The sequence below is a fragment of the Lysinibacillus sp. NPDC056232 genome (genome assembly GCF_042267565.1).
Taxonomy (GTDB): domain Bacteria; phylum Bacillota; class Bacilli; order Bacillales_A; family Planococcaceae; genus Lysinibacillus.
The window spans coordinates 44,400-58,963 of sequence record NZ_JBHJTF010000031.1 but is presented as its reverse complement, the minus strand read 5'-3'; the positions used below and the strand labels follow the sequence as shown (position 1 = coordinate 58,963).

General features: G+C 32.1%; 17 protein-coding genes. 3 read left to right on the top strand and 14 right to left on the bottom strand.

The window, feature by feature from the left end; all coding sequences use genetic code 11:
• Positions 1-323: 323 nt before the first annotated feature.
• The 4 genes from ACFCYJ_RS20000 to ACFCYJ_RS19985 form a co-directional block, all read right to left on the bottom strand.
• Complete coding sequence (locus ACFCYJ_RS20000; protein ID WP_376076169.1) at positions 324-671, bottom strand: MerR family transcriptional regulator; 348 nt, start codon at positions 669-671, stop codon at positions 324-326.
• Positions 672-677: 6 nt separating this feature from the next.
• On the bottom strand, positions 678-995 hold the full coding sequence (locus ACFCYJ_RS19995; protein WP_376076167.1) for a hypothetical protein: 318 nt from the start codon (positions 993-995) through the stop codon (positions 678-680).
• Between the two features lie 140 nt (positions 996-1,135).
• On the bottom strand, positions 1,136-1,378 hold the full coding sequence (locus ACFCYJ_RS19990; RefSeq protein WP_376076164.1) for a hypothetical protein: 243 nt from the start codon (positions 1,376-1,378) through the stop codon (positions 1,136-1,138).
• A gap of 324 nt (positions 1,379-1,702) precedes the next feature.
• Entirely contained in the window at positions 1,703-1,852 is a 150-nt protein-coding gene (locus ACFCYJ_RS19985; RefSeq protein WP_376076162.1) for a hypothetical protein, read from the bottom strand.
• 273 nt (positions 1,853-2,125) lie between these two features.
• On the opposite strand from ACFCYJ_RS19985, the gene ACFCYJ_RS19980 reads away from it, so the two are divergent.
• Positions 2,126-2,617 carry a hypothetical protein gene (locus ACFCYJ_RS19980; protein ID WP_376076159.1) on the top strand — a complete coding sequence of 164 codons (492 nt, stop codon included), beginning with the start codon at positions 2,126-2,128 and terminating at the stop codon, positions 2,615-2,617.
• A 328-nt stretch (positions 2,618-2,945) separates the two neighbouring features.
• Here the strand turns inward: ACFCYJ_RS19980 and ACFCYJ_RS19975 are convergent, their stop codons facing one another.
• The 3 genes from ACFCYJ_RS19975 to ACFCYJ_RS19965 all read right to left on the bottom strand — a co-directional run bounded on the left by ACFCYJ_RS19975 (position 2,946) and on the right by ACFCYJ_RS19965 (position 4,902).
• Entirely contained in the window at positions 2,946-3,215 is a 270-nt protein-coding gene (locus tag ACFCYJ_RS19975) for a hypothetical protein (protein ID WP_376076156.1), read from the bottom strand.
• Positions 3,216-3,698: 483 nt separating this feature from the next.
• Positions 3,699-4,064, bottom strand: coding sequence for a VOC family protein (locus ACFCYJ_RS19970; protein ID WP_376076153.1), 366 nt, complete (start codon positions 4,062-4,064; stop codon positions 3,699-3,701).
• A gap of 40 nt (positions 4,065-4,104) precedes the next feature.
• The gene (locus ACFCYJ_RS19965) at positions 4,105-4,902 is read right to left on the bottom strand and encodes an MBL fold metallo-hydrolase (RefSeq protein ID WP_376076150.1); all 798 of its coding nucleotides are present in this window, start codon (positions 4,900-4,902) and stop codon (positions 4,105-4,107) included.
• A 319-nt stretch (positions 4,903-5,221) separates the two neighbouring features.
• Between ACFCYJ_RS19965 and ACFCYJ_RS19960 the strand changes: the two genes are divergently transcribed.
• A complete protein-coding gene (locus tag ACFCYJ_RS19960) occupies positions 5,222-5,548 on the top strand; it encodes a BRCT domain-containing protein (RefSeq protein ID WP_376076147.1) in 327 nt (108 codons plus the stop codon).
• A 283-nt stretch (positions 5,549-5,831) separates the two neighbouring features.
• On the top strand, positions 5,832-6,254 hold the full coding sequence (locus ACFCYJ_RS19955) for an exosporium protein C (RefSeq protein WP_376076144.1): 423 nt from the start codon (positions 5,832-5,834) through the stop codon (positions 6,252-6,254).
• A 658-nt stretch (positions 6,255-6,912) separates the two neighbouring features.
• Here the strand turns inward: ACFCYJ_RS19955 and ACFCYJ_RS19950 are convergent.
• The 7 genes from ACFCYJ_RS19950 to ACFCYJ_RS19920 all read right to left on the bottom strand — a co-directional run bounded on the left by ACFCYJ_RS19950 (position 6,913) and on the right by ACFCYJ_RS19920 (position 14,436).
• Positions 6,913-8,619 (bottom strand): hypothetical protein, encoded by a 1,707-nt coding sequence (locus ACFCYJ_RS19950; RefSeq protein WP_376076141.1) that lies wholly within the window; start codon positions 8,617-8,619, stop codon positions 6,913-6,915.
• A 678-nt stretch (positions 8,620-9,297) separates the two neighbouring features.
• Positions 9,298-9,987 (bottom strand): hypothetical protein, encoded by a 690-nt coding sequence (locus ACFCYJ_RS19945; protein WP_376076139.1) that lies wholly within the window; start codon positions 9,985-9,987, stop codon positions 9,298-9,300.
• Between the two features lie 249 nt (positions 9,988-10,236).
• The gene (locus ACFCYJ_RS19940; protein ID WP_376076137.1) at positions 10,237-10,989 is read right to left on the bottom strand and encodes an HIRAN domain-containing protein; all 753 of its coding nucleotides are present in this window, start codon (positions 10,987-10,989) and stop codon (positions 10,237-10,239) included.
• On the bottom strand, positions 10,986-11,876 hold the full coding sequence (locus ACFCYJ_RS19935) for a HipA domain-containing protein (protein ID WP_376076135.1): 891 nt from the start codon (positions 11,874-11,876) through the stop codon (positions 10,986-10,988). Before ACFCYJ_RS19935 ends, ACFCYJ_RS19940 begins: the two co-directional genes overlap by 4 nt.
• 93 nt (positions 11,877-11,969) lie before the next feature.
• A complete protein-coding gene (gene rlmH, locus ACFCYJ_RS19930; RefSeq protein WP_376076132.1) occupies positions 11,970-12,449 on the bottom strand; it encodes a 23S rRNA (pseudouridine(1915)-N(3))-methyltransferase RlmH in 480 nt (159 codons plus the stop codon).
• Between the two features lie 90 nt (positions 12,450-12,539).
• Positions 12,540-12,704: a CxxH/CxxC protein gene (locus ACFCYJ_RS19925; RefSeq protein ID WP_376076129.1), complete on the bottom strand. Its 165-nt coding sequence runs from the start codon at positions 12,702-12,704 to the stop codon at positions 12,540-12,542.
• 424 nt (positions 12,705-13,128) lie between these two features.
• Positions 13,129-14,436, bottom strand: coding sequence for a S1C family serine protease (locus tag ACFCYJ_RS19920; protein WP_376076127.1), 1,308 nt, complete (start codon positions 14,434-14,436; stop codon positions 13,129-13,131).
• Positions 14,437-14,564: the final 128 nt, after the last annotated feature.

The following is a 14,564-nucleotide window of genomic DNA, read 5'->3' as shown; positions in this document are numbered from 1 at the left end:
CTATATAATAACATAAAAATATGGAACCAGTCTTGTTTTTGCACCAGCTCCACTACATATAAAAATATATCGAATCTTCGCACTATTTTCTAGTGTTATTTCATTTAGTCTAACCAAAGAAGTCAAATCTCATCCTATTCTTCGCTCAGTAAATAAATTAGCTAATGCAATCAATTTCTACTTTTTCCTATTATTAGTTAAGTGCATGAAGGGAGAATATATTCGTCGTTTTCAGGATTTTACAATAATACAGTGGTTTTTATGAGAACACCTATCTAACCTTTATTTTTTTCTAATAGCTGCTCCATTTTATAATCAGCACGTTATAAGACTTGCTTTATTTGTTTAATCTCTTTTTCTCTTTGAATCATCTGCTTATACTTATTTTGAAATAATATTTTCATCTTTTGAAGGTTTTGAATTTCCGCTTCTGTCAATTCATCATTTTCATCAGTATTTTGCGACCATTCAAAAAGTATTTTAATTTCTTGAAGTGAAAAACCACACTGCTTTAATTTAAGAATCGTACTAATGATTTCGATATGATCCTCGTTATACTCACGATGTTTGTTATTTATTTCTGGATGTAATAGACCCATTTTTTCGTAATAACGGATAGTGTCTTTACTAAGACCAGTACATGTAGCAAATTCACTGATTTTTATGATCATCACCTACTAGTAAATAAATTTATAAACCATTAATAGCAGTATACAATGGAAGATGAAGCGAACGATATGGTGACTATATCTTAGCTGTTTATTTGTTACTAGCCCTTCTGCAACTGCTAATACATGTAACAGAACAAATTCAAGGATTAGTAACATCAGTACAAAAGCTTTGTTTGGTAAAAATATCGTTACAAGAATACTAACGGATAAGACCACAAATAAGAATATTCGTATTTGATGCCCATTCTCTTTCCATTGTTGCAAGCCTGCAATCCCTGTCAATAATGCGTATAACCCTATCAATACATAAGTAATAATAGCCATTCACATCACCCCATTCTTTTAATACTTTTACTTTAAAAGATGGAGTTAACTCCATGTCAACAGATTTCAGACGAGAAGCAATCATCTTCGGAACTATTCCTGTTAGTACAAGTCAAAATATACCGCTGTTGCTAATTAAGTTAAAAGTCAAATATTTCACCAGAGTATACTTTTAATTGTTCAACACCAATTTCCATTGCACTTTCTTCTGTATCCATTAGTGAAAAGCCTTGTGTGATAGGACTCCAATACTCATATGAATAATCGATATCGCACTCAAACCATCTGAAGATCTCTATTGTATAAAGACCGTCATTTCTTTTAATAATTTCAACCTTATATTCTTTACTTGGAGATAAAATTGCTTTTACAACTTCATTCATTGCCTCACCACCACTTTATCCTTTCATGACTTATTCTTTAAACACCCTTTCAATATTATGAAATTTTATCTTTTCTTCTTCTTTTCTATAATCCAAATCAAGTAACTTGAAGTGAAAATCATTGTTATAAACACTTTCAACTTCTTGTGTTTCGTAAAGCCATTCTTCAAATTCTGAGATACTAATATGTTCTTTATGTATTTGATAAAGCTGTTTTTGAATTTTTGCTTGAGATTAAATAAAGGAATTGGATAAAAATCCAATTCCAACTATGAATAGACTCGTTTTTTAGCCAGTCTTTGTGTCCTAGAAATGCAATTCTACTTAGAAAATATCAGCTAAATAGTTTTGAACAGATTCAGGTAATATTTGAAAGAATAATCCTTCATATTTGATATCGAGTATACCAGCAATGAAAATAATAATAATGATGAATATTAAAAGGAGTTTCTTATTTTTAGAAATCCACTTCAATAGGCTCCCCTCCTCTTAAAAATAACGTTTATAGTTTGCCAATTAAGTATATATTGATTCATATAATATATAAACCTGTCCTTACAATCACTCTCTGTCACCCAAATTGGAGATGTTACATAAATTATAATGATGCTGTACAAAAGCACTTATTATAAGATTGGTTTTTCTTTTTATTTTGAATTCAAATAAGTTCCTTTGGGTAAACAATAGTTATACTGAACATTTGTCTCACCAATGGTTGCTTGAAATTTTATAAAGAAAGGAATAACAATGGTAAACTTTAAATCATTTCGTGGTGTCGTTACGCAAATTGATGATTTCCCAATTGGGCAAAATGGAGAAAAGGAAGGCTGTTATAAGCTTATGACAGTTGAAGATAGTACTCAGGGCATCGTCAATTTTGTCATCTCTCCTTCTACTTACTTTGTAAACCAAGAAATTGTGACTCCCGGCGATCAGATTACTGGATATTATGATGGGAATGCACCTGTACCTTTAATATACCCGCCTCAATATCGAGCACTTGTTGTTGTAAAGGAAAATAACAATCAAAATGTTAAAGTCGACTTTTTTAATAATCAATTAGTGAGTAGTGATGGCCAATTACAACTAAATCTTTCTGCTTATACACTTATCTTCCTCAAAAATGGGCAACCTTTTTCAAAAAACCTAGCAAATCGAAATTTAATTGTGATCTACGGCCCTACTACAAGAAGTATCCCTGCACAAACCACACCGTATAAAATAATCGTTTGGTGTTAATTTAAGATTAGGAACATGTAGTTGATTTCCGTTCCAACTGGTACTGTCCAGGGGCGCCCCTATCCAATCAATGATATTCATGACATATGTAAATATCATTCCTACTTTTGTGATAACGCAAATTAAAGCGAATATTAAAAATAGACAAAAAATATTTCCCGGGAAAGGTAATCATCACCCCGGTGTTAAGCTCATCCTTCACGACAGATCACATAAAAAATAGACTAACAGTGCAGTTACTGCAAACAAAATTAATACAATTAAGCGGCTTAAGTCCTTTTAATTATAGGGCTTAAGCCGCTTAAAGCATTATTTTTATTTCTTCTGTCTACTGCTCACCTTGCATTTCGTGTAATTGCTGCTTGATCTGCTCTAAGTATTCTTTATTTTGTTGGACTGTATCCAAATGCTCACCATATTCCTTTGCATTCGTAAATGCATTTTCTGCATGTTCGATTTGATTGAAAGCATGTTCAATCGCTATCTCCTCTGGATGTGACTTTACATGCTTCAACAAACGCTCCGCCTTTTGGACAGAGTTCCCAAACAAAGTGCTTGGATGATCCTTTTTCCAGCTCATATCTGAGTGCTTAGCCAATTTTGCCTCTTCCCTTCCTGCTAATTTGATAAAAAACCTAGATATAGTATTGGAAAATGTGCAGAAAATATGTACGGATGAATTAGCGAATAACAACAAACTAAAAAATTGGCTCATCACCTTAACGTGTGGTTGATTTCCGTTCCGACTGGGCGCTTTCCTGGGGCGAAGGCGTTATCACAGGATGTGGTGGTTTTAGCCTTCGTTCCTCTATTGCTGATCCCCAAAGAGTCACCCAGTCGTAATGAAGATCAACTTATATACAAGGCATACGTCTTAACAAATTTCATCCACAACTTTTGGTGATAATACAAAAAATTCATTATTAAATAAAAGTTGAAAAATGGTGATTAGGATAAGATTTACTAAGTTGAATAGTATATTCTTAGGATGAAATAATATATGCGATTAACTCTAAAAAATGAAGTATTAAAGAGGCTGATAAAAAGTATGAAGACCGCTCATTTATTTAGACGGTCTTTCTTAAACTTGTACCTCACTCATTAATGCATGAGTATTATCTTCTGAGTCTTTAAAAAATACCATCCATGTTTCTGTTTGTCCCATTCTCGCTACAACATGTGGTTCATCAATAAAAGTAACTTCTTTCCTTACTAAATCCTCATAAGTCTTACTGATATTTTCTACTTGAAAATAAATAATTGAACTGGAATAAGTAAATTCATCTTTTTCTGGGAGGCTTAACAAGAGTCGCAATCCATTACAATCAAAGAACGCCATGCTATCAGTATTAAATAAAAGTGAAAGTCCAAGTTTTTCTTTATAAAAATATATTGCTTTATCTAACTTCTTAACTGGGATTCCGACTTGTCCAACTTTTTGAATCATATTGATTTTCCTCCTCATTAATTGTAAGCACAATTCTTTCTTAAAATTCTTGATCAGCCATTTTCTTATTGTCAGTATGAATGCTTTTCATCCCTTCAAAAAATGAATATTCTTCACTTAAATAACTTTCTAACTCTCCATTATCATGAAGAAGCTGCTCTAAGTAATCCTTCGAACTGTTTATCCTTTTTTGAATTTCCTGTTGATTTTGCGTTGTCGTACCGTGTCCAGGTATGTGGGTCGTTATGTGATGATTAAGCAAAATATTTTCAGCTTTATTGACCGTAATTACATAGTCTTTATAGTTGCTAAAAATAAATGGAAACTCAATATCTGACAAATAATCGCCAGACAGAAACAGACCAACAGGCTCAATAACTGTAAATAAACCATCATTCGTATGACCAGGTGCTTGATAAAATGTCATGGTAACGGAATCTAATTCTAATTTTTGCCCATCTTCTGAAACAACAATATCTACAGTTGGATATTTAGGTGAGTAGCTTCTATTCAAATAATATCCTTGGTCAAATTGTTTAATTTTTTGCATGATGTCTTCTTTGTTAGGATTTTCATCAAATTGTTTAGAGGCAATTACCTTAGCTTCTGGGAATGCCCCAGACCCAACAATGTGATCAAAATCGCTATGTGTATAAATAATATATAGTTGTTTATCACCTTTAATCTCATTTATATAGCTCTTAATTTCTTCAATTTCGATAGGTAGCCAATTAGGATCTGTCATAATTACTGCTTCATTCGTTTGAATAATTGCCGAGGTAGTCATATATAATGCACTTTGAAAAACTGTAATATTATCTTTTTGGAATTGAATCACTATGAACCATCCTTTTCCCCTTATTTTTCGTTTGCTAATGAGCTAGTTTGTTTAATAAGAAATTTTATTTTTTTGTCTGCTCTTATTCCATAGTTCGGGCAATATTTATAAAATCCTTCTTTTGGAAAAAAGTATGCGAAATCAATTTATTTTCATCTATTGATACAAGTATTCATGAAGAACGGATCTATATGATACTATTCTCCATGAATAGTTTAAATGTAGAGAGACATTCTTTTGTTACCTACATCCTATCGTATCAATCAATCTCACCTATAATTCAGGTAAAAATCTTTCATTTCAATTAAGGAGAGTAAACATGAACAACAATAAGGACAACACAGAAGTCATCTTACTTTCTGACCCATCCGAATGCTTGATGCATCCGTTTTATAATAAACAAATCGTCTTTACTGGGGCCCTTTCCACTATGACACGTTCAGAAGCTGCGAAAAAAGTACGAGCTTATGGAGGGATTATGCAAGGGGCAGTTACACAGGATACAGATTTCCTTATTCTTGGGAACAAACGTCGTGGTATAAGTACGAAACAATTAAAAGCTGAGAAGTTGATGAGCCTCGGCCAAGACATACAAATTATTATTGAGGATGATTTTATTTGGCTCATTTCAATGCAAAAAGAATAGCAACCTCAAATTTAAACACCTTTCTTTAATCCCGTCTAAAAGGTATGAAAAACAACTATGTTCACATACCTTTTCACATATTTTATTCCTCAAACTTATGAAAAATTTCTCCCTAATACATCTACATGACTTTAATTTGAGAGCTTACACACAACAAATTTAAGTAGAGCTAGAACGGGTAACTAAACAAAGTTTAAAAAAATAGCACGGCTTAGTTTACTACACAATCGGAGCTCTAATATAGAACATATCTTATAGTATCCTAGCAAAAGGAGGTGATAAAATGGCGCAAGTTCTTGATTACCAAGCAACTGAACCTCTAAGTACGTTTAACCCAGAAACTGCTTTTCCAATTCCACAAGCTCCATTTAGAGTTCTTTTAGCTTCGATTCAAATAAACATCCCAGGCACCGCTTCAAGAAATAATAACGTTGAGCTACTTGCAAGCGTTGGTGTGACGGGAGTTACAAATATTTCTCAACTTGTATTTAGAATCTTCCGTAACGGGAAAGAAATCTATAATACTCAAAATGGCGCAGAATCAGCTGGTTCAGAACAAAACTATATCTTTACATTCCAAGCTATTGATTCCAACTTACCAGCTGGCGCTAGCTTCTATCAGGTTTTTGTTGAGAACATTACACCTAACACACAAGCAAATATTGTTGGACCGATTTCTTTTAGTGGCTTAGCAATAAAAAGTTAACGATAATAGCTCTGACTATGCATTGATTATGTTTATGCCCAGCGCAAATTTGTGGCATACATGATCGGTTTTTTTAGAGTGAGATGCATGTTTTAAAGCACATTATATAGGGATTAAAAATAATAAGCTGTATAGAAGTTAGTAAAAATCTAACTTTCTATACAGCTTATTTTATTCATTTATAACTTTCCTAATGTAAAATTTATTAGCTACAGAGGTTAAATGGTAACGTATACACAGAATACATAATTAATTAATATATCACAGGTTGCTATGCTATATTATATAAGTAGTAAACAACAATTATTGACACCGAATAATGGTAATTTTAGATTGAACAAATTAGCGTTATTGGGTGCCAAACCCATTAGAGTTCTTCAGGAACAAAGAATTCTACCGCAGCATCTCCTTGTGAGATGTTGCCTTTTTTGTTTCCATGAAATTTTTTGGGGCTATCAATTAAAATCATAAACAAAAGCGCTTTGCCATAAACGTAAATAATAGCATTTTCAATGTTACCTTCTGCGGAAATTTATATTTTCTTACTCAATAAATTAAAACCACCTAAGACGTTGCAAATTTTCAACGTCCTAAATGGTCTTTTTTAAAACCGCACTTACTTATGGTACGGTTCACCGTGACGCATCTAAGTGAGGTTCTAAGTATTTTCTGTAACTAATTCTTCTGTATTTTCTTCACTACTAGTCCCACGGGAATCTATTGCAATTATAATTTGCGGTTGGTATCCAAGTGATTGTACTGTATTCAACCATTCAATTAGTTCTATTTTGAAGTAAACTGAGTTATTTTTAGAAAAATCAATCCTTTCGTCATCACAAATAATACTAGTGCTTTTTAAAACAAATAGCATAGATACTATCGTGACTTCATCTACTTCATATACTTCCAAAACATCTCTCTTAGTATTAAAAATTTGTGTACTATGCAAAGACTGTTGAATACAGTATCTTAAACTTGTTGTATCTCCAATTTTTACATGAATCAGTGATTTAGTACTACTATCGTATAAATCTGCAAACTCCACAAATTTATACGATGGATGTTCCCTTTTTCTATCTAAAAGTATGAATCCGTATTTATTTTCTAAGTAAATATTATATGGATACTCTGCATAACTAGGTTTTTGGTCATATTTTTCAGTATTTCTTATTTGTATTTCTCTACCGCTTATTATTTTATCTTGAGTTAAGTTATATGGTGGATTATAAAATGTAACTTCATTAACTCTATTAATTTGCTGCTCAATAAAGTTAATATACGAAGTATTAAAACTTGCCCATTTCCCTTTATATAAAGAGTAATCTTTTTCGCCTCGATATTTAGTAGTGAAATCTAGAAGTTTAATAATCTTTACTGTTTCTTTATCTGTTAAATTTCGAATTGAAGCCTTTGTTATATCTGTACAGTTTATATCCGATAATACTTTTGAAATAGCATCAATAGAATAACTTGTTAGTGGATAAGTTTTTCTATCATAAACAAGTGCTACTTCCTCATCACTAAAAGGATTGACTATCATATCTCCGTTTTCTTCAATAAAATATGCAATACTTACAGATTCATTATTTGATTTAATTGCCGTTAATAGTCTATTATTTAAATCTGAAAGCATTGGTGCATTATCTTCTGTGTCTTTTATAATTATCATTCTGGGCAAATTACCCAACCTATCTTCATTTTCATAAATGTAATGTAATTCATGCACAATTTTTATGATTTGTAGAGGTTGATAAGAATCGCTTTCCACTTTAACAGAATTACTGAACTTTATTTTTTTTTCATAACTAAATAAATGGAAATGCTTATATTTTTCTTTCATTTTTATCTTGCTAATTAAAAATTCATGACTCTCCCCTATTTCAGAGACAACGATACTATTAGAGTTATACTGTGTTAGAGATTTAGATTTTGTTTGTTTAAAGAATTTTGAACCCTTTACCTCCACACTCTCTTCATCATGAATTATTTCAGCAACATCAAAACCAAAATCCATATCCGAATAACTATTAGCATAGCTATGACCTCGCCCTAATGAGATTGCATATACGGATTGATGAATTGACAGTATAATCATTCCATATGCTGATTCAATTATCTTTGTTTCTTTTTGTATTGAATCAAAAATAGAAGACCAGTAATTAAACCAATCAATCTCAACACTTTCTTCTCCAGATAATTTAAAGAAAAAATCAATTTCAATCTCAAATTGGTCTACCGATTCATTATTTATTATTAATTTACTATCATGTGTGATTCTCTCACCTTTTCTTTCCATTCCCTTTTCTCGTAAAATATTTATAAATTCTTCCCTATCAATAAATATCTTATAGATATTAAAATCCATTTTACCACCCCAATATATGGAATCATTTTAAATATAATATACCATATATTGCACTTGCATAAGCAAACATTTATACATATCTTAATTTAAAAGCCTGTGTCTTTTGTATCATGTCTTCTTTAATTGCTATTTATAATATCTGCCTCGCCTTTCTTATATTTAAGACATTATATCTGATAATATGCTAGAAGCTATCCCAACTACTGTACCCAACACAAAATATAACATTTCACTTCCTCCTCTCCATTTTATACCTAAATAAAAAGAGAATAGCCTCTATCAGCCATTCCCTCTAATTTACTTTCCTCTTAATCTCTTACTAACAAAGTACAATACAATTAAAATCACCCATGAATAAAAATTAACAAACATCATACAAAGGACATGTCATTTGTATTGAGACACTTCTTGTATAAAAGCTTGAGAATCCCTCTGTATTTTAAGAGGGATTCTTTCATCCATGCAATCAGCTCTTACCTTTGAAATCATCTAGAATAGTATCACAATTTATTGCTTTTACTCATTAGGTTCACCCCACCACATTAACTGGAGGTTTTAGAAAATATTAAAATACTGTTTTTCAATCTTATTTCTTTTTTCTCTAACTGAATATATAAGACCTGAAACCTTTGCTCCAATACCCATCATACCGTTTAACTTTTTTATAATTAGCCCTGACTATGATTTAAAAACCGATAAATGATTAGAATCTATCGTTGTTACACACTTTTGAGTATCGAATATTTCATATAACTCATTCGCGATAGAATTAATTTTTTCATAAATATCCCAATCTACTTCTGCAGATTTAACTTGTAAATTTTTATTATCAAAACGATCTTTTGTTTTTAATAATTGGTCTTGTATCTGAATAAATTTTTCATATGTATAATCAAAGCCAACTTTACCTAAAATATTTTTTATTTGTTCAGAATTAGGTTTTATATCTTTTTTATAAAATTTACTATCTAATTTTCCATTCACTAATAGAGCATATTCATGAACATCTATGGTATTAATTTTTCCCTCAATATATTCTGCTAGGATCCTTAACTCTTTAACTAACGTTGTGAGACTTAATTCTATCTCCCATAAAATTTTAATTGTATTTAAATTTTTATTTTTCGCTTCTGCTTCCTTTCGGATAGTTTCTTGTTCATTAATCTGTTTTTTATTAAATTGAATAGTTAAAAATACACCAGCTAGTGTTAATAGACCTCCTATTAGTGTTCCATAAAACCCTATCCAATTTCCAATATCCCCCTGAACGAATCCTGGAAATGTATTTAATAACATTATAGTATTTGTAAATATTGCTAAGACAAATATAGTTATGATACCAAGAAAAATTGCTAATATTACTTTCATTATAAAATCTTTCATCTCCTTGTACTAAATTATATCAATCTTCATTAGTCTTGTATTTTATTAACAATGAAAGAAACTGGGACATAAGTGTTTCAGCCAACAAAAAAACCGGACTATTCAATGAAACGCTCATAAAGTGTTTTGGAATAGTTCGGTTTTTCAATTTATCGTCTTTTGTTAATTTAGAGATTATTCGACTTTATGAAAGAACCATTTAGTTATGTTCCAAGCTCTTTATAAATAAGTAGTTCACACTACTGATTCGAAGATTGGATCCATTTTAGATAAATTTGTTTTATTTATCTCAGGTACTTCACATTCAAAATCTAATTTAACCCACCAACTTGATGTACTTGACTCATTTATATAGTTAACAGAAATTTCAGGTGACATTCCATTATTTATTAATGCAGATATCCCTGATGCATAAAATCTTGGGACATAGCCTAACTTGATTTTAAATCCCGTATAAATTGCAATTGCATTTTCGTCTACTGGATTTTCAGGTTCTAATTTTAAAATAACTTTTTTATATGACTTTAAAACTTCAAACCAATTTTGAGGTAAATCTTGATAAGACATACCATTAATATAAAATGAAGTTTTTAAAATGCCGTCAATAATTTTTAATGGTTTTTCAAAAGAATATTGATCTCCACCTAATTTTCCACGAGTACGTTCAAGCAATTCCATTTCAGAGTAGCCTTCTGAAAGGCTTAAATCGCTCAAAATTTCTTTAAAATCCACTCGAATCTCCGATGGTAATCGACGTTTAAATGCTCCAAATAAGTTTTTGGATTTGTATTCCTTTTTCAAATCTGGAAACATAGGATGTAATAAATAACCATTCTTTATAGCGTCATTTATTTTTTGAGGACCATTACTTTGATATGTGTACTGAAATGTATACTGGTTATCGTAAAATGATAATGTCCCCACATGATAAAATAAGCGAGTATTAACATTTTGCCAAACTAACCAAAGCGATTCATGTTTATTCATATCTTTTCCTCCCCTTTATACCATTTTAAAATATATTCCTGTCTAATTGAAATAATTAGCTTTAACCATTCCTTTTGCCTTTCGGTTAAAAAAAGACTTCGGTCAATATACCCTTCATACTTATAGAAATCAAAAGCTTCAATATGAGAAATGATAATACTACTTTCCTCAATATATCTATTCTTCAATACTTTAATTAAATCCTTCGCCTTAACCTGTTTGTATTCAAATAATCCAGCTTTAACTTTCGTATTTCTTATATATTTATGTAATTGAATTTCATTTGACAAATACATTTTTAATTTTTCATCATCAAACCTAAAGCCAAGTGATGCGCCATTATCATATATAGGAGAAAAACTTTTCTTACCATCTTCATAATAAAGCATCATCCAATTAAACGGATGCCTATCTTGGTTTCCGATTAAAATATCAAAAAAATTCATTGCGATGAATTCCTTCTTAATATCTTTCCAAAAAGGAAGCTTTTCAATCATATCCAAACCAAAGTTTATTAAATCTTCACCTTTTAGTTCTGACAAGATAGGGCTTTCATAGTCCTCAAAATCAGAAAGAATCGAACCACCTTCCAAAAATTGTCCTCTATAAGGCACAAAATTCTTTAAAAGAGCACCTCTTCTACCTTCTCTTTGAACAATTTCTACATCCATCATTTTCAACTTCAAAAGCTTCCCTACCTGTGATGCAATTAACTCTGTAATATCCTCCCAAGAAATTCCGATTTCAAAAATTCTAGGATATTTCAATATGTATCTTCTATGTCCCTCTGATTCATTTGGTGTTCTTTCAGGTGCCAATAATTCAATTTTTTCTAGTGTACTATCTACACCATATCCATAAAATCCCCAACTACTTACATCACGCAATTAATCACCTCTCATAAAATTTTGCTAACCACAGTATATAAAAAAAACAATTTATCGGAAAGCATATTTCCAATAAATTGTTTAAAACTGCACTTACTTATGATACGGTTCACCCTTCATAATCCTAAAACTTCTATAAATCTGCTCCACCAAAACAAGCTTCATTAGTTGATGTGGTAATGTCATCTTTCCAAAGGATTGTAGTTCATCAGCCCGTTTCAACACGTCCTCGTGTAAACCAAGGGATCCGCCGATGACGAACGCGATTTTGCTTTTGCCGTAGGTCATAAGGGATTCAAGATCTGCCGCCATTTGTTCTGAGGTTTTCATTTTGCCGTTAATAGCTAAGGCGATAACGTATGTATCTGGACCGATTTTAGATAGAATACGTTCACCCTCTTTTTTCTTGACGATTTCCATTTCTGCTTCGCTTAGCTGTTCGGGTGCTTTTTCATCTGGCACTTCGATTAGATCCATTTTTGCGTAGCCACCGAGACGTTTTACGTATTCGTCTATGCCCATTTTTAAGTACTTTTCTTTTAGTTTTCCGACTGATACAATCGTTATATTCACACGTTATCCACCTTTACATTTCATTTACAAACAAATTATCCACAAAAGTTATCAACATATCCACAATTGATTCCTATATCTTGTGTAAAGTTATTTACTTGATACAAGATATTCTGCAGGTAGTTCACAGTAGCTACATTTTGTGGATAACTTTTTATCCTCTTCGACTTTATCCATAATCGGGAACTCTTTTTGCTCTGCCACAAACATGTCTAAAGCGTGTTCTATATGGTTTTTACAACTGTATTTTTCCATTTTTGCACCTCTTCTTATTTTCCGAAATTTCCACAAACTTATTCACAATTCGGTCTATGTTATCCACAATCTATTGTAACAAAGGACAGGCAAGTATGGAAGAACAGGCTTCCTACCGCCACTCGCTGTGTTAATGTTATTATTCACAATTTTCTAGTTATCCACAATATTTTCTAAATCATTCTTAATAATTCAGTCGATGCCTCCGAATATTTTTTGGCTCATCACTATAATGTCCGGTTGATCTCCGTTCCGGCTAGGGCGTCCGATGAGCCCCAAGGAGTCACCCAGCCTCCACTACAATCAACTTATAAAAATGGCATATATTCTAACAAATATTAGCTCTAACTTTTGATGATAAATAATATTTTTTGATTCCACAAAAAAATCAGTGGAGATCATATAATCCCCACTGATTTTTAATTTACAATGAATCGCTATTTGTTAATGTTAGTGAGAGGTCCACTAATTTACCTTGGCGGTATACTTTCATCGTTAATTTATCACCAATTTTTTTGTCGTTATATAGATGTTTACGTAAATCGATTGCTGTTTCGATTTTTTGGCCATCCATTTCAACAATAACATCGTATTGTTGAACGCCTGCTTTTGAAGCTGGAGAGTTCGCCACAACTTCTGTGATAACAACACCTGTTGTTATGTCTCTTGGTAATTTTAACGTTTGCTGTTGGGTGAATGACGGAACATCTGTTAAGTTTGCTAATGAAATACCCATTGTTGGACGTTTCATTTCACCATTTTTCTCTAACTCCTCGATAATTGGAATTGCTGAGTTAATCGGAATTGAGAAACCTAAACCTTCAACAGAAGATTCCGCAATTTTCATGGAGTTAATGCCGACTAATTCACCAGCAATGTTTACAAGTGCACCACCACTATTACCAGGATTGATAGCTGCGTCTGTTTGTAATACTTCTTGCTGCCAATCTATAGTGCCATCATTGTTTATGTCAACTGGTACAGAACGATCCTTACCAGAAACAACACCTGTAGTAACAGAACCATAGAATTCTAAGCCGAGTGGGTTACCAATCGCAATTACTGTTTCACCTTGTTTTAATACATCTGAGTTACCAAATGTCGCTACTGTCTTAACATCTTTAGAGCTGATTGAAATGACTGCTAAGTCTGTCCAAACATCGTGGCCAACTAATTGTGCTACTTCTTTCGTACCATCTGGCATTGTTACTTCTAACTGCTTTGCACCTTCAATAACATGGTTATTTGTCACGATAAAGGCTTTATCACCTTGAACTTTGTAAATAACACCTGAACCGCTTCCTGCAGCCTGTTCTGTTGAAGATTGCGAACTCCAGAATCCGCCACTTGATACTTCTTGAATATTTGTGATCCCTACAACAGCATCTGAAGCCTTATCTACTGCTTTCGTAACATCAGTTGTCACTTCTGTTGCAACTTGATTAATGGTCGTTTCATTTTTATTACCATTACCTGTGCTACTTGTCGTTGTACCTGGCATTTGATTGACAAGTCCAGGCATCATGAGCCAAACGAGTAAAGCACCTATGATGACACCAATAAGACCAGTGAAAAAATAACCACCCTTACCTCCGCCACCGCCTTTCTTTTTATGACGCTTCTCTTGCATTTCTCGCTCCTCTTGATCGAGTCGCTCCTGAAGAGGTGACTTCTGTATTTCATCATTTTTTAATAGATCATTGTTTTTATCATCATCTTGAAAATAGCTCATTCTCCTCATCCTTTCCCTTATCAGTATTTGTTAGTTGTTACTCTAATATTACAATTCAAACATTAAAATCAGATGAAAAATAAATAAAATGGACATAAAAATGGCTGTTCAATCACATTTTCTATAAA